The sequence below is a fragment of the Pseudomonas sp. S49 genome, from assembly GCF_009866785.1.
Classification (GTDB): domain Bacteria; phylum Pseudomonadota; class Gammaproteobacteria; order Pseudomonadales; family Pseudomonadaceae; genus Aquipseudomonas.
This window is the reverse complement of sequence record NZ_CP019432.1, coordinates 2,064,099-2,081,144: the sequence shown is the minus strand read 5'-3', so window position 1 is coordinate 2,081,144 and position 17,046 is coordinate 2,064,099. Positions and strand designations below refer to the sequence as shown.

17 protein-coding genes are annotated in these 17,046 nt (G+C 59.1%); 2 read left to right on the top strand and 15 right to left on the bottom strand.

What is annotated here, in order from left to right; translation table 11 throughout:
* Positions 1-70: 70 nt before the first annotated feature.
* The 3 genes from PspS49_RS09195 to PspS49_RS09185 form a co-directional block, all read right to left on the bottom strand.
* Positions 71-793 carry an amidotransferase gene (locus PspS49_RS09195; RefSeq protein WP_127926465.1) on the bottom strand — a complete coding sequence of 241 codons (723 nt, stop codon included), beginning with the start codon at positions 791-793 and terminating at the stop codon, positions 71-73.
* Between the two features lie 92 nt (positions 794-885).
* A complete protein-coding gene (locus PspS49_RS09190; protein WP_160038903.1) occupies positions 886-3,030 on the bottom strand; it encodes a 3-hydroxyacyl-CoA dehydrogenase NAD-binding domain-containing protein in 2,145 nt (714 codons plus the stop codon).
* A gap of 24 nt (positions 3,031-3,054) precedes the next feature.
* Positions 3,055-4,260, bottom strand: a complete 1,206-nt coding sequence (locus PspS49_RS09185) for an acetyl-CoA C-acetyltransferase (RefSeq protein ID WP_160038901.1) — start codon at positions 4,258-4,260, stop codon at positions 3,055-3,057.
* A gap of 585 nt (positions 4,261-4,845) precedes the next feature.
* Here PspS49_RS09185 and PspS49_RS09180 point away from each other — a divergent pair.
* Entirely contained in the window at positions 4,846-5,667 is an 822-nt protein-coding gene (locus tag PspS49_RS09180; RefSeq protein WP_160042482.1) for a cytochrome c, read from the top strand.
* Positions 5,668-5,786: 119 nt separating this feature from the next.
* On the opposite strand, the gene PspS49_RS09175 is transcribed toward PspS49_RS09180, so the two are convergent.
* The 10 genes from PspS49_RS09175 to PspS49_RS09130 all read right to left on the bottom strand — a co-directional run bounded on the left by PspS49_RS09175 (position 5,787) and on the right by PspS49_RS09130 (position 14,961).
* Positions 5,787-6,590: a transglutaminase family protein gene (locus PspS49_RS09175; protein ID WP_038366909.1), complete on the bottom strand. Its 804-nt coding sequence runs from the start codon at positions 6,588-6,590 to the stop codon at positions 5,787-5,789.
* A complete protein-coding gene (locus PspS49_RS09170) occupies positions 6,587-7,537 on the bottom strand; it encodes an alpha-E domain-containing protein (protein WP_007914063.1) in 951 nt (316 codons plus the stop codon). The genes PspS49_RS09175 and PspS49_RS09170 overlap by 4 nt, the downstream gene beginning before the upstream one ends.
* A 12-nt stretch (positions 7,538-7,549) precedes the next feature.
* Positions 7,550-8,959, bottom strand: a complete 1,410-nt coding sequence (locus tag PspS49_RS09165; RefSeq protein WP_016982906.1) for a circularly permuted type 2 ATP-grasp protein — start codon at positions 8,957-8,959, stop codon at positions 7,550-7,552.
* A gap of 487 nt (positions 8,960-9,446) precedes the next feature.
* Positions 9,447-9,794 (bottom strand): ribonuclease E inhibitor RraB, encoded by a 348-nt coding sequence (locus PspS49_RS09160; RefSeq protein ID WP_007914059.1) that lies wholly within the window; start codon positions 9,792-9,794, stop codon positions 9,447-9,449.
* A 209-nt stretch (positions 9,795-10,003) separates the two neighbouring features.
* On the bottom strand, positions 10,004-10,237 hold the full coding sequence (locus PspS49_RS09155) for a hypothetical protein (protein WP_007914057.1): 234 nt from the start codon (positions 10,235-10,237) through the stop codon (positions 10,004-10,006).
* 236 nt (positions 10,238-10,473) lie between these two features.
* Positions 10,474-11,349, bottom strand: coding sequence for a polyamine aminopropyltransferase (gene speE / locus PspS49_RS09150; protein ID WP_016982904.1), 876 nt, complete (start codon positions 11,347-11,349; stop codon positions 10,474-10,476).
* A 231-nt stretch (positions 11,350-11,580) separates the two neighbouring features.
* Positions 11,581-11,772 carry a PLDc N-terminal domain-containing protein gene (locus PspS49_RS09145; protein ID WP_007914053.1) on the bottom strand — a complete coding sequence of 64 codons (192 nt, stop codon included), beginning with the start codon at positions 11,770-11,772 and terminating at the stop codon, positions 11,581-11,583.
* 71 nt (positions 11,773-11,843) lie between these two features.
* Positions 11,844-12,374, bottom strand: coding sequence for a hypothetical protein (locus PspS49_RS09140; RefSeq protein ID WP_150775449.1), 531 nt, complete (start codon positions 12,372-12,374; stop codon positions 11,844-11,846).
* Between the two features lie 132 nt (positions 12,375-12,506).
* Positions 12,507-13,025 carry an ankyrin repeat domain-containing protein gene (locus PspS49_RS09135; RefSeq protein ID WP_160038899.1) on the bottom strand — a complete coding sequence of 173 codons (519 nt, stop codon included), beginning with the start codon at positions 13,023-13,025 and terminating at the stop codon, positions 12,507-12,509.
* Positions 13,026-13,122: 97 nt separating this feature from the next.
* A complete protein-coding gene (locus tag PspS49_RS09130) occupies positions 13,123-14,961 on the bottom strand; it encodes a long-chain-acyl-CoA synthetase (protein WP_150751654.1) in 1,839 nt (612 codons plus the stop codon).
* Positions 14,962-15,349: 388 nt separating this feature from the next.
* On the opposite strand from PspS49_RS09130, the gene PspS49_RS09125 reads away from it, so the two are divergent.
* On the top strand, positions 15,350-15,628 hold the full coding sequence (locus tag PspS49_RS09125; protein ID WP_008080936.1) for a DUF3509 domain-containing protein: 279 nt from the start codon (positions 15,350-15,352) through the stop codon (positions 15,626-15,628).
* Positions 15,629-15,810: 182 nt separating this feature from the next.
* On the opposite strand, the gene mtnC is transcribed toward PspS49_RS09125, so the two are convergent.
* Together mtnC and PspS49_RS09115 are read right to left on the bottom strand one after the other, a co-directional pair.
* Positions 15,811-16,494, bottom strand: a complete 684-nt coding sequence (gene mtnC, locus PspS49_RS09120; RefSeq protein ID WP_160038897.1) for an acireductone synthase — start codon at positions 16,492-16,494, stop codon at positions 15,811-15,813.
* 4 nt (positions 16,495-16,498) lie between these two features.
* Positions 16,499-17,044, bottom strand: a complete 546-nt coding sequence (locus PspS49_RS09115; protein ID WP_160038895.1) for an acireductone dioxygenase — start codon at positions 17,042-17,044, stop codon at positions 16,499-16,501.
* Positions 17,045-17,046: the final 2 nt, after the last annotated feature.

Below are 17,046 nucleotides of genomic sequence, written 5' to 3'. Positions count from 1 at the left end.
GCTCCCACATTGATCGGTGGTGCACCGAAAATCTAATGCGGGAGCGAGCCTGCTCGCGAAGCTTTTGGCCTTAGACAGTTTCTGGCTTATGCGCCACAAAACGCATCATCCACTCCGCAACCGTCGCACCATGGTGCTCTTGCTCCAGACTCGCCACGCCTTTGCTGTAGATCTGCGAACCGAGCGCCTCCTGACGCAAATCGAGCAATGCCCGCGAATAATCGTGGATGAACTCCGGGTGCCCCTGGAAGCACAGCACCTGATCATTGATGTGATACGCCGCGAACGGGCAGAAATCGCTGGAAGCAATAACCGTCGCGTTTTCCGGCAGCGCTGTGACCTGATCCTGGTGGCTGATCAGCAGCGTCAGTTCCTCACGCACCGGGCTCATCCAAGGCGCCTTCGCCGCCAGTTTGTAGTTATGGGTGCCGACACCCCAACCCTGCGTCGCACGCTCGCTCTTGCCACCGAGCAACAGCGCCAGCAGTTGATGGCCGAAGCACACGCCGAGCAGTTTGTCGCCACGCTCGTAACGAGTCAGCAGGTATTCCTTGAGGGTCTGGATCCACGGATCAGTACCGAACGAGTCAGCCTTGCTGCCGGTGACCAGGTACGCGTCGAAGCTCAGGTCGTCGCTCGGGTATTCGCCCTGCATCACGTTGTAGACGGTGAACTCGGCGGCAATCGGTTGCTGCGAGAACAGGCGCTGAAACATCTGCCCGTAACCCTGATATTGATCGACCAGTTCCGGACGCAGGATGTCGGTTTCCAGAATGCAGATGCGTAGCGACATAAAAAATACCTGACACGTGATGGGAATAATGAACACCCCAGAGCCTGCCTTGAAACACCCTGGCAAGGCAAGCCCCGGAATGCTCGCTGCCCTTAGAACATTTCACCTTTTGCCGCTTTATCCAGCAGCAACGCTGGCGGTGCGAAACGCTCGCCATACTGCTCGGCCAGATACTGCGCACGGGCGACGAAATCCTTCACCCCGTATTGGTTGATGAACTGCAATGCGCCGCCCGTCCACGCTGCAAAACCGATACCGAAGATCGAGCCAACGTTGGCGTCTGCCGTCGAGGTCAGCACACCCTCCTCCACACAGCGCACGGTTTCGATCGCTTGCACGAACAGCAGCCGGTCGCGCACGTCTTTGGGCGAAATCTGCCCATCAGCCTTTTCGAAATGCGTCTTCAACTCGGGCCACAAATGTTTCTGTGCACCGGCCGGGTAATCGTAGAAACCGCCACCCGCCGCTTTGCCCGGACGCTTGTATTCGTTAAGCAGCAAGTCAATCACGGCGAAGGCCGGGTGCTCAATCAGCGATTTCCCTTCTGCCTGTAGGTCCTTGGCGGTTTGCTGACGGATATGGCTCATCAGGCTGAGGGAAACTTCGTCGGAGATCGCCAGAGGTCCGACCGGCATCCCGGCCTTGCGCGCTTCGGTCTCGATCATTGGCGCGCTCACGCCTTCACCAAGCATGGCAATGCCTTCATTGGTGAACGTGCCGAATACCCGCGAGGTAAAGAAGCCGCGACTGTCGTTGACCACAATCGGGGTCTTCTTGATTTGCAGGACGAAATCGAAACCTCGAGCCAGGGTTTCGTCGCTGGTCTGCGCGCCTTTGATGATTTCCACCAATGGCATTTTCTCTACCGGACTGAAGAAATGCAGACCGATGAATTTTCCAGGATCAGGCACAGCCTTTGCCAGGCCGGTGATCGGCAGCGTCGATGTATTCGAGGCGATGACAGCTTCGGCGCCGACAATTTGCTGGGCGGCAGAGGAAACCCTGGCCTTGAGATCGCGATCTTCAAACACCGCCTCGATGATCAGATCGCAACCCGCGAGGTCGGCATCACTTTCGGACGGCTTGATCCGCGCCAACACCTCATCACGCTTCGAAGCATCCATCTGTCCGCGAGCGACTTTCTTGTCCAGCAACGCGGCAGAATGTGCTTTGCCTTTTTCGGCGGCAGCCAGATTGACGTCCTTGAGCACCACTTCAATCCCCGCCAAAGCACTGACAAATGCAATCCCCGCGCCCATCATCCCGGCGCCGAGCACGCCGACCTTCTGCGTCTTATAAGGCGCAAAGCCCTGTGGCCGCGAACCTCCGGCGTTGATCTCATTGAGTTGAAACCAGAACGTGCCGATCAGGTTTTTCGAGATCTGCCCGGTGGTCAGTTCAGTGAAGTAACGGGTTTCGATCAGGTGCGCGGTGTCGAAATCGACCTGAGCGCCCTCGACTGCCGCGCAGAGGATTTTCTCCGACGCCGGCATTGTCCCTTGGGTCTTACTGCGCAGAATCGACGGCGCAATCGCCAGCATCTGCGCGACTTTCGGGTTCGACGGCGTGCCGCCCGGAATCTGATAACCCTTCACATCCCAGCGCTGCACTGCCGTCGGATTGGCAACGATCCAGGCGCGCGCCTTGGCCAGCAATTCATCGCGATCCGCCGCCAGTTCATCAATCAAACCCGCCTGTAACGCCTGTTGCGGACGCACTTTCTTGCCTTCGAGCAAATACGGCAGCGCCTTTTCGATGCCAAGCATACGCACCATGCGCACCACCCCGCCGCCGCCCGGCAACAGGCCGAGGGTCACTTCCGGTAGACCGAGTTGCACCGATGCATCGTCCAGCGCCACGCGATGATGACAGGCGAGGCAGATTTCCCAACCGCCGCCCAACGCCGCGCCGTTGATCGCCGCGACCACCGGTTTGCCGAGGGTTTCCAGAGTGCGCAATTGCCCCTTGAGGGTCAGCACCATGTCGTAGAAGGCTTTGGCTTCTGGCTTGCCGACCTTGATCAGCTCATTGAGGTCGCCGCCGGCAAAGAAGGTTTTCTTCGCCGATGTGATGATGACCCCGGCAATGTTGTCTTTTTCCGCCACCAGCCGGGCGACGCACGCAGCCATGGCCTCGCGGTACACAGCGTTCATGGTGTTGGCGCTCTGGCCCGGCATGTCGATGGTCAGCACGACGATCGCGTCCTGGCCTTTTTCGTAACGAATGGCTTCGCTCATAACAAGGTTCCTTGAATTCGGGGCTCAGAGGCGTTCGATGATGGTGGCAATGCCCATGCCGCCGCCGACGCACAGCGTCGCCAGGCCATAGCGCAGGCGCCGCACTTCCAGCTCATCGAGCAAGGTGCCGAGGATCGCGCAACCGGTCGCGCCCAGCGGGTGGCCCATGGCGATGGAGCCGCCGTTGACATTGACCTTGTCGGGGTCGACGGCCATGTCCTTGATGAACTTCAGCACCACCGAAGCAAACGCTTCGTTGACCTCGAACAGGTCGATGTCTTCAACGCGCAACCCGGCCTTGGCCAGTGCCTTGCGCGTTGCCGGCGCAGGGCCAGTGAGCATGATCGTTGGATCGGTGCTGGTAACCGCCGTGGCGACAATCCGCGCCCGAGGTTGCATCCCCAGCGCGCGGCCCTTGGCTTCGGAGCCGATCAGCATTAGCGCGGCACCGTCGACGATCCCGGAACTGTTACCCGGTGTGTGCACGTGATTGATTCGCTCGACATGGCTGTAGACCCGCAGCGCGGTCGCGTCGAAGCCCATCTGCCCGATCATTTCGAAACTCGGCTTGAGCTTGCCCAAGCCTTCCAGAGTCGACTCGGCACGAATGAACTCATCGTGATCGAGCAGGATGATGCCGTTCTGGTCCTGCACCGGCACCAGCGACTTGTTGAACGAGCCGTCGGCCCGCGCCCGTGCGGCTTTCTGTTGCGAGTGCAAGGCGTAGGCATCGACGTCCTGACGACTGAAGCCTTCCAGCGTGGCGATAAGGTCCGCGCCAACACCTTGCGGAGTGAAATGACTGTGCAGATTGGTCTGCGGGTCCAGCGCCCAGGCGCCGCCATCGCTGCCCATCGGTACCCGCGACATCGACTCGACGCCACCGACCACCACCAGGTCTTCGAAGCCCGAACGCACTTTCATCGCGCCAAGGTTGACCGCTTCCAGCCCCGAGGCGCAAAAGCGGTTGATCTGCACGCCCGCGACACTGACGTCCCAATCGGCGACTTGCACAGCGGTTTTGGCGATGTCCGAGCCCTGATCGCCAATCGGCGTCACGCAGCCGACCACCACGTCATCGACCTGACTGGTGTCCAACGCGGTGCGCGCTTGCAGCGCGGTCAGCAGACCGGCCAGCAGGCTCACCGGTTTGACGCTGTGCAAGGCGCCATCGGCCTTGCCTTTGCCGCGTGGCGTACGTAACGCATCGAATATCAAAGCTTGGGTCATGACGTCCTCGAACCAGGGCGGTGAGTGATTTCCTGTGGCTCCACTCTTGCCCCCACCGGCCATTGATTCAATGACCACAGCGCTCAATGCGCTTGACGCACGCGCTCAGACGGACGGTCGTCGGCGGCTGGGTGAACCGGTTCAGGTCGGCGAGTTGTCTAGCCAGCGGGCGGCACAGAAGCTGGCAATAAGCCTCATGCCGTTTTAATCGCAATTCATCACAGCTCCATATGAAATGGATCTAAGCCAAGCGTGACGCGGGCCCTAAGGTAGTACATGTACGTCAGGGTCGTCGGGTTTTGCCGAGGCCGACGTTCTTCAACAGGAAGTGCAGCGCTTGCCGTCATGGATATGCAGGCAAGCATCAGGAAATAACAATAAAGGCGGTCAAGCCATGTTCAAACAACCGAAAGTTCGTCAAGCAGGGCTCATTCTTTTCGCCACGACGCTGTTGTTGATTTTGCCGAATCTGACCAAGGTCATCGGCTGAATCGAGCGGCAGGTGCTGTTTATCGCCACTGAAAATGTGACTGGCCCGCTACCCGGGCCAGCGTGGCTGTGCCAATCTTTGCGCACTCCCACGACATGGACGGCGATCATTTGAAAGCGCTCATCGTATTCGGCGCCATGCTGCTGAGCATGCCCTTGGCTGCCGCACAGTTGGATCTGCAACTGGGCGCAAACAGCCGCACCTGGCAGACCGAGGAATTACTCAAGCATCCTCAGGTACAAACCCTCACCATCAAAAACGATGTGTCCTACAAGAAGGACATGACCTATCGCGCCGTGCCCGTGGCCGCGCTGCTGACCGGGATCAAACCGCAAGATCACCTGCAAGCGGTGGCGCTGGACGGGTTCGCGGCCGAGCTGGCCGCAGCGCCGCTGCTCAACGCAAAAGGCGCACGGGCCTGGCTGGCCATTGAGGATCCGGCTCAGCCGTGGCCAGCGCTGTCAGAGGGCAAGCACAGCGCCGGGCCGTTCTATCTGGTCTGGACCGATCCGCAGGCCGGCAATATCAGCCCGGAGCAATGGCCGTTCGAAGTCGCGAGCATCAAGCGCTTGGCGCCGGTGGCCGAGCGCTTCCCTGCCCTGCTGCCGGATCCTGCGTTGAAGGCGGATGACCCAGTCAATCTGGGCTTTGCGCTGTTTCAGAAGAATTGTCTGGCCTGTCACCGGTTGAACGGTGCGGGGGATGCGCAGTTCGGGCCGGATCTGAATATTCCGTATAACCCGACCGAGTATTTCGGCGCGGATTTCCTCAAGCGCTACATTCGTGATCCGCAGAGTTTGCGGCAGTGGCCGCAGGCGAAGATGCCGGGGTTTTCGGTGGAGGTGTTGCCGGATGGCGATTTGCAGATGTTGGTGGGATATTTGAAACACATGGCTGGGCGCAAGGTTAAGCCCTGAGCACATTTCCTTGTAGGAGTGAGCCTGCTCGCGATAGCGGAGTGTCAGACACTGATAATTCAACTGTCAGACCGCTATCGCGAGCAGGCTCACTCCTACAAGGGTTTTGTGTTAGCCCGTTACTGTTGTTGTACGGAGATGACTGGGGTTGGTGAGACGAACACTTTCGCATGCATCTGCTCACACCCACCGCCCCGGCGCATGCCGCGCACCGGGCAGGCATCCAGATAATCCAGACCCACCGCCAGTTTCAGATGCCGCTCCGGCCGTGCCAGTTCATTGGTCACGTCAAAGCTGTACCAGGCGTCATCCAGCCAGGCCTCCGCCCAGGCATGGCTGGCCAGATGCTCGCAATCTTCGCTGTACAAGTAGCCCGACACATAACGCGACGGAATCCCGAGACTACGTGCACAAGCCAGGAACGCGTGAGCGTGATCCTGACAAACCCCGGCACGCCCGGCGAAGGCTTCCGCCGCGCTGGTGTCGACTTCGGTGGAACCCGGCGTGTAGGTCATGTGCTGATTCAAACCGTGCATCAGATCGATCAGCGCGGTGCGATCGCGCCGCTGCTTGCAGGATCTCTCGGCGAACGCGCGCAATGCCTCGTCGGCCTCGGTCAATCGGGTAAAGCGCAGGAACGGCAGCGCCGACTGGCTTTCATGCTCGGCCTCGCGCAGCTCGTCGATATCAACCTGACCGCGCGCACCAATGATGATCGCTTCGTGCGGTTCATCCATGGTCAGCACGTGCAGGATGTTGCCGAACGGATCGAGTTGCGCGCGCACCGGGCGTGGCAGGTCGAGTTGCCAGCTCAACACGTGCTGACGCTCGCTGTCGTGGGGTGTCAGCCGCAGGTACTGGATGCTCGCCCGCACCTGATCTTCGTAGTGATAGGTGGTCTCGTGGCTTATGGAAAGTCTCATGCAGCCTCCAGGTAGGAACTGTGAATGGCGTTACCCAACTGGCGCACCAGCGGGATGAATTCGGTCAGCCAGGCGTGCAGGCCTTCCTCGAGAATTTCGTTGATGCCGGTGTAGCGCAGGCGCGCGTCCATCTCTGCCGCGAGGCGCTGGGCCGGTCGGCCATTGGCGCCGGGCAACTGCGCGAGAATCTGATCGATCTCCTCGGTGCAGGCGCGCAGTGAACGAGGGACATCGGCACGCAACAGCAGCAACTCGGCGACGTGACGGGCGCCGGGCGCATCGCGGTAGATTTCGGTGTAGGCCTCGAATGACGACAAGGCGCGCAGCAAGGCACTCCACTGGTAATAAGCGTGTGCCGTGCCGTCACTGACCGCCTCAGCCTGATCGCCGGCCATTTCATAACGTGCATCGAGCAACCGCAGGGTGTTGTCGGCGCGCTCGATAAACGTGCCGAGACGAATAAAGCGAAACGCATCGTTGCGCATGATCGTGCCGTAGGACGCGCCACGAAACAGGTGCGAGCGTTCCTTGATCCATTCGCAAAAGCGGCTCATGCCGTAACGGCTCAGACCCTGCTCGGCGATCCCGCGAATCTCCAGCCACGTCGCGTTGATGTTTTCCCACATGTCTGCGGTGATGCGTCCACGCACAGCATGGGCGCTGGCCCGCGCCGCGCCGAGGCAACTGTAGATGCTCGCCGGATTAGCCGCGTCAAGGGCAAAAAAGTGCAGCAGGCGTTCGGCATGCAACGCGCCGTGACGCTCCAGATAATCATCAAGGGTGCCGGTGATCAGCAGCGGCATCGCCAGTTCGTGCAGACCATCGCCGCGACCGTCCTGCGGCATCAGCGACAGCGAATAACTGATGTCGAGCATCCGGGCGAGGTTTTCCGCCCGCTCCAGGTAACGCGACATCCAATACAGATCCGAGGCAGTTCTACTTAACATGGCAAGCTTCCTTCAATCCTCGACCACCCAGGTGTCCTTGGTTCCGCCGCCCTGGGAGGAGTTCACCACCAGAGAGCCTTCGCGCAGCGCGACGCGGGTCAAACCGCCGGGCACCACGCGGGTTTCGCGCCCGGACAAGACAAACGGACGCAAGTCGATATGGCGCGGCGCAATGCCGTTTTCGACAAAGGTCGGACAAGTCGACAGCGACAGCGTCGGTTGCGCGATATACGCGTGGGGCTTGGCCTTGATCCGCTCGCGGAACGCGTCGATTTCGGCCGTCGTCGACGCCGGACCCACCAGCATTCCGTACCCGCCGGAGCCTTGGGTTTCCTTGACCACCAGATCTGGAAGATTGGCCAGCACATGGGAAAGTTCAGACGGATTGCGGCACTGCCAGGTCGGCACGTTCTTCAGGATCGGTTCTTCGTCGAGATAAAAACGGATCATGTCAGTGACAAACGGATACACCGATTTGTCGTCCGCCACACCGGTGCCGATGGCGTTGGCCAGTACTACGTTGCCCGAGCGATAGGACGACAGCAGCCCCGGCACGCCGAGCATTGAGTCCGGGTTGAACGCCAGAGGATCGAGGAAAGCGTCGTCGAGCCGGCGGTAGATCACGTCCACTGCTTTCGGGCCGTCGGTGGTGCGCATGAAGACCTTGTCATCACGCACGAACAGATCCGCGCCCTCGACCAGCTCCACGCCCATTTCCCGCGCCAAAAACGCGTGTTCGAAGAATGCACTGTTGAAGCGACCCGGCGTCAGCACCACCACACTCGGGTCGTCAATCGGGCTCGAGCTCTTCAGGGTGTCGAGCAGCAGGTTCGGGTAGTGATCGATTGGCGCAATGCGCTGGGCGGCGAACAGCTCCGGGAACAGGCGCATCATCATCTTGCGGTCTTCGAGCATGTAGCTGACGCCACTCGGTGTGCGCAGGTTGTCTTCAAGCACGTAATAGGTGCCGTCGCCATCGCGCACCAGATCGACGCCGGAGATGTGCGAATAGATATCGCGGTGCAGATCCAGACCTTGCATCGCCAACTGATATTGCTCGTTGGCCAGCACCTGTTCGGCAGGAATGATCCCGGCCTTGATGATGCGCTGCTCGTGATAGAGGTCGGCGAGAAACATGTTCAGCGCCTTGACCCGCTGGATGCAGCCGCGCTCGACGATCCGCCACTCGCTGGCGGGAATGCTGCGCGGAATGGTGTCGAAGGGAATCAGGCGCTCGGTGCCCTGCTCATCCCCATAGAGCGTGAAAGTAATGCCGGCGCGATGGAACAGCAGATCGGCCTCGCGTCGCCGTTGAGCCAGCAGCTCGTCAGGCGTGTCGGCCAGCCATCGGGCGAACTCCCGATAATGCGGGCGAACCTGGCCGCCGGCATCGTACATCTCATCAAAATAGGTGCGGATCATGCCGTACTCCTTGTCACCCGGACCTACAGGCCTTCGCAAGGCCCGTGCCATCGGCATAAACGCTTTGATTTCAATCGGTTGGATATTCACGCTACAGACACCGCACCATTCCTGTGCGGCAAATGCCCCAACCGGATTGCCCCCGCTTCATTGCGACGCACTGCATCGCCTATCACCAGCATAGTCAGAGTTGATTTCACTGCCCGGCGCTGCCTGCGGATAATCCGCGCATTCGCTGCAAAACTTCGCTGACTACCACGTCACGAAGCGCCCAGCTCAACTGATCGGGATTGCCTCGGCAGCCCGCCCCGCTGTAACCCTGACCGGTTTCCTCTCCTTATCGGTCTTCCCTTTTAGCCACCCTCTCCGGTGGCTTTTTTTTGCCTCGGTTTCTTGTTTCAGGGTTTTGCCACAGCATTTTGCTTACGCCGGAAATGACAACGGCCAACCCGAAGGTCAGCCGTTGTTCAACAAATGAAACCAGAGATCAGTTCAAACGGTGGCGGTTGCGCACCTCCTGTTTCACACCCCAGCCTTCGATAATGCCGCCCAGAGGTTCAACCACGGCAGAGAATCCCTGCTCGAAGTCGCCGATATCGTCATAGGTCGCGTACATCACTTTGCTTAATTCCAGCGCCCACGCACCGTCATCACGCACGCTGACCTGGGCATTGATGGATTCACCGCGAAATTTGCCTGCCGCCCTGCGCGCCCGCTCCTCGTCCGGGAAAATCGCGTAGAACTCGATGGGATGGAATCGGGAAAAATCGAAACCGCCTTCTTTCATGCGGCGCAGAACATTGCTGCTGATGTCTTCTTGATAGGCTGTGCTCATGAATCGTCCCCCTCGCATAGATGGATAGACTTTCCGTATTCCCGCCCCGGGCCTCTGGCCAAAGTACGACGGCAACGTGGTTGCACGCGGGAACAAGCATGTAGCTGACAAGACCAGACCTTAGCGATCCGTTCGCTGATCTCGCTTGCAGAGTAGCCCCAAGATAGAGCTGCTGCCAAGGCCTGGTTGCTTCGGATGAAGGAAGATTTTCAGATTGGGGTGATGCTGCGGATTTCGATGCTGTTCTGGGTTTTCAGGCTTTTGACGCCAGCATCGGCGGTGCGCCCTTCCAGATCGTTCAGATCCAGTTCGGCGGCGACGGGCAGGAGCCGTGCCTTGATCAATCGAGCGGCCTCATCGTCGCTGGGGCATTCCGCGCGCTCGAACACCTCATCGACAATTTCACCATGATCGTCCACGAAAGTGACTTTCCACTTTTGCATCGGTGCCTCCTCGATCAAACCCGCAAATGGGCTTACACCTAAATCGACTGGTGCGCCGAAAGTTGGTTCAAAAGGATTACAGCGCACGAACGTGAATAAAACGACATCTACATCACGGGGAAGCAAATGTGGGAGCGAGCTTGCTCGCGAAAGCGGTTTTTCATTCAACAAATATGTTGGCTGACAGTCCGATTTCGCGAGCAAGCTCGCTCCCACAGGGGAGTTGCAGTGTTCTTTTAGTCGTTGCTTGGCTTGTTGATCGCCTGCAGCACGTACTGCGGCAAGGCGAACGCGCCGATGTGGATTTCCGGGTTGTAGTAGCGGGTGACGATGCCGCTGCCGATGAAGCGCTGTTGCAGGGTTTCACGGCTCAGCTTGCGGTAAGCCGGGTTGGTCGAGCCCCAGGCAAAGGTCATCGAGCCGCCAATGTAGGTCGGCACCGCAGCCTGATAAAAGTGCCAGTCCGGGAACAGGCTGTTCAGGCGACCGGCCGTGGTTTTCACTTCGTCGATCTGCATGAACGGCGTGCCGTTCTGGGTCACGAGGATGCCGCCCTCGTTCAGGCAGCGGTGGCACGCCTGGTAGAAGTTTTCCGAGAACAGCACTTCGCCCGGGCCGATCGGGTCAGTGGAGTCAGAGATGATCACGTCGAACTTTTCCGTGGTGGTGGCGACGAAACGCATGCCGTCGTCGATCACCAGGTTCAGACGCGGATCGTCGTAGGCGCCGCTGGAATGGTTCGGCAGGAACTCTTTGCACATGTCGACCACGGTGCCGTCGATCTCGACCATGGTGATGTGCTCGACGCCGGCGTGTTTGGTCACTTCACGGAGCATGCCGCCGTCACCACCGCCGATGATCAACACGCGCTTGGCGCTGCCGTGGGCGAGGATCGGCACGTGGGTGAGCATTTCGTGGTAGATGAATTCGTCGGCTTCGGTGGTCTGAATCACGCCGTCCAGCGCCATGACACGGCCCATGCGCGGGTTCTGGAAGATCACCAGGTGCTGGTGTTCGGTGCGCACTTCGTGCAGCAGTTTTTCCATGCGAAAACGCTGGCCGTAGCCTTCGTAGAGGGTTTCCAGGTACTCGCTGGTTTTGGTAACGGTCATGGTGAAGTGCTCCGGTGAATGCGCGGGCGTCAATCGTGGGGACGATTGCCCGGGAAAGGCGCGCATTCTACGTTGCCGAAGATGACAGGTCGAACCTCACTTCATCGGCAAACCACAATCCTTGCAGGAGCTGCCGAAGGCTGCGATCTTTTGACGTTGATTTTTAAAAGCAAGATCAAAAGATCGCAGCCTTCGGCAGCTCCTACAGGGGGTATTGCGGTGTTAGCTGATTCAGATCCGCACGTTGCCGCGCGGTCCGGCGATCGCCCAGATGATCAGGCCCAGCACTGGCAGGAGGATGATCAGCAGTACCCAGACGATTTTCATCCCGGTGGTGGCGCCGCTTTTCAGCACATTGATGATGGCCCAGATGTCGAGGGCAAGAATGATCAGGCCAATCAGACCGTTGAACGTGGAACCCATGGTGTCGCTCCAGAATAGTGGCATGCACTTTTAGGATAGACGGTCGCGCGCAGGGTTCCCTTTTATTGCGTTCAGACGTGAACGGCGATCTTCAAGGCTTCCAGCGAAGGAGCGGCGGCGATGCCGACCTCGGCGCACAACTCCAGTACGCGAGGCACGTCGTTGCCGTAGACCAAAACCATCTGCAGTTCGTCGTCGAGCAACTGGCTGAAGTTCATCAGCGTGTAGCCGCCGTTTTCCTTGTTCATGCTGCTCATCTGCACCTGGATGCGGTTGAGTGCAGTCAGGGCTTCGGTCTTGGCCAATTGCTTGGGCTTGAGGTTGAAATCCACACCTGGGCCAAACGAGGCGACGATCTGCGCGAACAGGTCGACATAGGTGTCTGCCTGGAACAGCACGGTTTCCGGCAGGCTGCCGACCACGACCCACTCGCCCAGCGGAATCGGGAAGGTCTCGTCGTAGTTGATGTCGGGGTTGGCGGTCAGAAAGGCATCAGCATCGGCGTAGGCCTGCGCCGCTTCGTCGGCGACTTTCAGGATCTCGTCCTCGCCCATGCAGCCGGAGCTGATTTTGCTGATGAGTTCGGCGAGTGCGGCTTTCATGAGGGCGGATCCTGTGGCAGGTGAATTTCGAGGGCGCGGAGGATAGCGCACAAAGCAAAAGATCGCAGCCCGCGGCAGCACCTACAAGGGATCCGTGCAGGAACTGCCGCAGGCTGCGACCTTCTGATCTTATCAACCCAACAGTTTTTCCAGCTGTGCGGTGGTGTCGACCGCGCCCATGGTGCGGGCCGCGTCCAGCGCCGTCACGCCGTTGGCGTCCTTGGCTTGCGCGTTGGCGCCTTTGCTGATCAGGTAATCAACGATTTCAACACGGTTGAACATCGCCGCCATCATCAGCGCCGTACGTCCATCGAACGACGAGCCTTCAATCTCGGCGCCCGCCTCGACCAACGCCGTGACCACCGCCAGATCGCCTTTGAACGCCGCACCGGCAATCGGGCTCTGGCCGTTGCCATTGCGCATTTCCGGGTCAGCCTTGTGTTTAAGCAGTACGTTCACCGCATCGACATGGCCGTAGTAACTGGCCAGCATCAGCAGCGTGTCACCCTTGCTGTTTTTCAGGTTGACCGGCAAACCGGCGGTGACCAGGCGATCGAGCATCTCGGCATCACCGTCGCGCGCCTTGTTGAAAACCTGCTCGGTGAATTCGGCAGCTTCTTCAGGGGTCATCTGGCGGCTTTGGTCGGACATGGGGCAACTCCACTTTCGGTCAATCGGAAAGCCGACAGTTTCCCGAGCGAGACGGTGGCTGTCACCCCCTTTTTCTCAAGCCGGCTCATAGCCAGATTCAATAACGATGTTTGCCTTGATGAATTTCCGCCAGCACCTCGTCGGTGACCCGAACGTAAGTCTGCGTGCCAGGCAGCCATGCGTAGATCGGATCATCGCCCGTCTGGCCAGGGTCGAAACCTTCATTTTTCAGTCGGGTTTTCTGGTATTTGAAGGTCCCGGTGGTTTCCATTTTCACCTTCACCCGCAGGAACAACGGCACCGCGTAGGCCGGCATACGTTCGCGGGCGAAGGTCAGCAACTCGGCGAAATCCAGGGTCGCGAGGGATTCCGCCGGCGTAATTGCCGCCATGCCGGCGCGGCCGTTGGTATTGCGGATCTCCACGCCATACGCCACCGCCTCGGAGATGTGCGGATGTTGCAGCAGCAGGTTTTCGACTTCAGTGGTCGAGACGTTTTCGCCCTTCCAGCGATAGGTGTCACCGAGGCGATCAACAAATTGCGCGTGACCAAAACCGATGTTGCGCAGCAGATCGCCAGTGTTGAAAAAACGATCGCCTTTGCTAAACACGTCGTGAAGGACAACTTTGGCGGTTTTTTGCGGATCGGTGTAACCGTCCAGCGGTGCCTTCTCGTCGATCCGCGCCAGCAACAGGCCCTGCTCGCCCCTGCCGACCTTGCGCATGAAACCGTCGGTGCTGCGCAGCGGCTCACCGCTGTCATGGTCGTAAGCCACCAACTCCCAGGCCATCAGCGAAAAACCGATGGTGTTGTCGAAGTTGAGAATGTTAGTGAAGCCGATGTTGCCGTCGCTCGCCGCGTACAGCTCACAGATGTGGTCGACGGCGAAACGGGTCTTGAACTCGGCCCAGGCGCCCGGGCGCAAGCCGTTACCAATCATTTTGCGCACGTCGTGGCGGTTGTCATCGGCGCTGGCCGGTTGATCGACCAGATAACGGCACAACTCGCCGACATAGCCGATCGTGGTCGCGCGATAACGGCGCACATCGTTCCAGAACTGGCTGGCGCTGAATTTGCGGCGAATTGCGAAGCCTGAGGCGCCGTTGACTGCCGAGCCCCAGCACACGCAGAGACCGGTGGCGTGGTACAGCGGCAAGGTGCAATAGACGACATCGTCGGGGCCCATATTGAGGGCGATCATGCCGAAACTGGCAGAACTGCGCATCCAGCGGCCATGTTTGAACACCCCGGCCTTGGGCAGGCCGGTGGTGCCGGAGGTGTAAATGTAGAAACACGGATCGTCGAAAAACACCCGCTGACTGCTCGACGGATTCTCGCTGGAGGCATCGGCACTGGCGCTGATCAGATTGACGTAGCCTTCGGGCGCAATGCCCGGATGGCTATAGGTGTCCTGATCGGCGACAAACCAGGTGCGCGGCGCGGTAATCGCCACTTGCTCGCGAATCGCCGCATAAGCCGGAAGCAGTTCTTCGCCGACCACAATCGCCACCGGCGCCACCAGATTCACACTGTGGATCAGCGTGTCGCGCGTCTGCGAGGTATTGAGCAGCGCGCTGACCGCGCCGACCTTGGCCAGCGCCAGAATGGTCACCAGCAATTCCGGGCGGTTTTCAATAAACACCGCGACTACATCGCCCTTGCCGATGCCCTGCCCGTTCAGATAGTGCGCGATGCGGTTGGCCCACTGGTTGACCTGCGCATAGGTCAGCCGCACATCGCCCTGCAGTAACGCCGGGCCCTCGGGATTGCGCAGCGTCGCTTGTTCGAATGTCCAGCCAAGGCCACAGCTTTGAGTCGGATCCGTGACGTTGGCCACCTTCATGCCCTTGACCACTCGCGGAATGGCTTTGGCAATCATCGGCAGTTTGCGGAGCATCATGCCCCAGGTAATCGTGTCGCTTGGCGCGTGGCTCATGAAAGCTCCCCGTCCGACCTTGGCGTGCAGGTCGATGTTTTTATTTTTCGGGCTTGCTTGAAGCAACCAGCGCACTCAAGCGCGGGTCGAGATCGAAAATACGTCAGCGCTTCTCGGGCTGTACACGCGGTTTTTGCAATGTTTTGTATCCGCTGATCGGCCGACGGTGGCGGTGATCATCGGGTAAGCGATTGGTTCCGTTGTTTCGATAACGATCCCGCAAAATGCAGGATGCACGATGGCCATTCATGCAGTTTGCACGACGACTTGAATTTTCATAGTTTTTAACTTATTGATTTATAAGGATTTTATTATTTTCAAATGCTGGCACAATCGCTGCAACCTCCTCTGCATGCTTGCCATTCAAGTGCATACGGAGCTGATAGACATGAGCCTGATCCAAGAAAAATTTACCTCCCTGTTCTCCAACTTCGACGTCACCACTGCGCCACGTCCCGATGGCGGGATTCTGCTGACTCTGCGCAGCAGCGACGGCAAAGTGTTTAAGCGCGCACTGACTTATCAACAACTGCATGCCGGCGACCAACTGTCGTGGGCGATCAGTGCAATTCGCCGCGACCTGGCTGAACAAGCCAGTGAACTGCCGCAAATTGCCATGCTGCAGAGCCAGCAGCGTTTTGCCCTGCCGACGTATCACTCGCTGTAATTTTTAAAGCGCTTTAAACAAAACAGGCCGTGGAGCTTTCGCTTCACGGCCTGTTTTTTTGTGCCTGATGCAAAACCCTGTGGGAGCGAGCCTGCTCGCGAGTAGGGTGTGTCATCCACTGAAAATGCTGGCTGAACGGACGCTTTCGCGAGCAGGCTCGCTCCCACACTAGATCGGTGAGATCAGAAGGCCTCGGGGTCGATGCCGGTGAACGTGTCGACGGTGAGGTGGCTCCCCAGCTCCCCGCCTTCACGGGCCAGACCGCAGGTTTGCAGGCCGGCTGCTTGAGCAGCGTCTAGCTCTTCAACGATGTCCGAAAGAAACAGGATCTCCTGCGGTTCAACGCCGATGGCTTGCTGAATATTGGTGTACGACTGCACCTCACGCTTGGGCCCCGACGTCGTGTCGAAGTAACCACTGAACAGCGGTGTCAGATCCCCCGCCTCCGAGCAGCCGAAAATCAGCTTCTGCGCCTGAATCGACCCCGACGAATACACAAACAGTTGATAACCCGCCGCATGCCAGCGTTGCAGCGCTTCAACCGCGTCCGGGTAAACATGCCCCTTCAACTGCCCGGCGTGATAACCCTGGGCCCAGACCATGCCTTGCAAGGCCTTGAGTGGCGTGGCTTTGCGATCTTCCTCGATCCAGCTCAAGAGAATTTCAACAATCCGTTCAACATCGGCCTGCGGCGCATTGCTGTCACGGCGCACAGCCTCCAGTTGCTCGGCCACATCGGGGCGCTCGGCGTTCTGGCGGACAAATTCCGGCAGGTGTTTAGCGGCATACGGAAACAGCACGTCGAAGACGAAACTCACCGCGCTGGTGGTGCCTTCGATGTCAGTGACGATGGCTTTGATCGACATCGAATCAGTCCTCCAGACGCGGAAAGCGGTCGGCGATGTCTTCGCCGGTGAAGTTGGCAACCCAGCCTTCCGGGTTGTTGAACAGACGGATCGCGACAAAGTGCGGATGCTCGCCCATGTCGAACCAGTGTTTGGTGCCGGCCGGAACCGAGATCAAATCGTTCTTCTCGCACAGTACGGCGTAGACATAATCGTCGATGTGCAAGGTAAACAGGCCACGGCCGGCGACGAAAAATCTGACTTCGTCTTCGCCATGACGGTGCTCTTCGAGAAACTTGGCGCGCAATTCGGCTTTTTGCGGGTGATCGCTGTTCAGGCTGATCACGTCGACGGTGATGTAACCGCGCTCGGTCATCAGTTGGTCGATCTGCTCTTGATAGGCGCTGATCACTTCTTCCTGGGTGGCGCCGGGCTGAATCTTTGCGGCGGCTTGCCAGCGGTCGAAGCGCACGCCCTGCTCGGCCAGGGTCGAGGCGATGTCTTCGAAATGGGTCAGCACCTTGTTCGGAATGTCGGGGCTGGAAACGTGATAGACGGACAGGCTGCTCATTG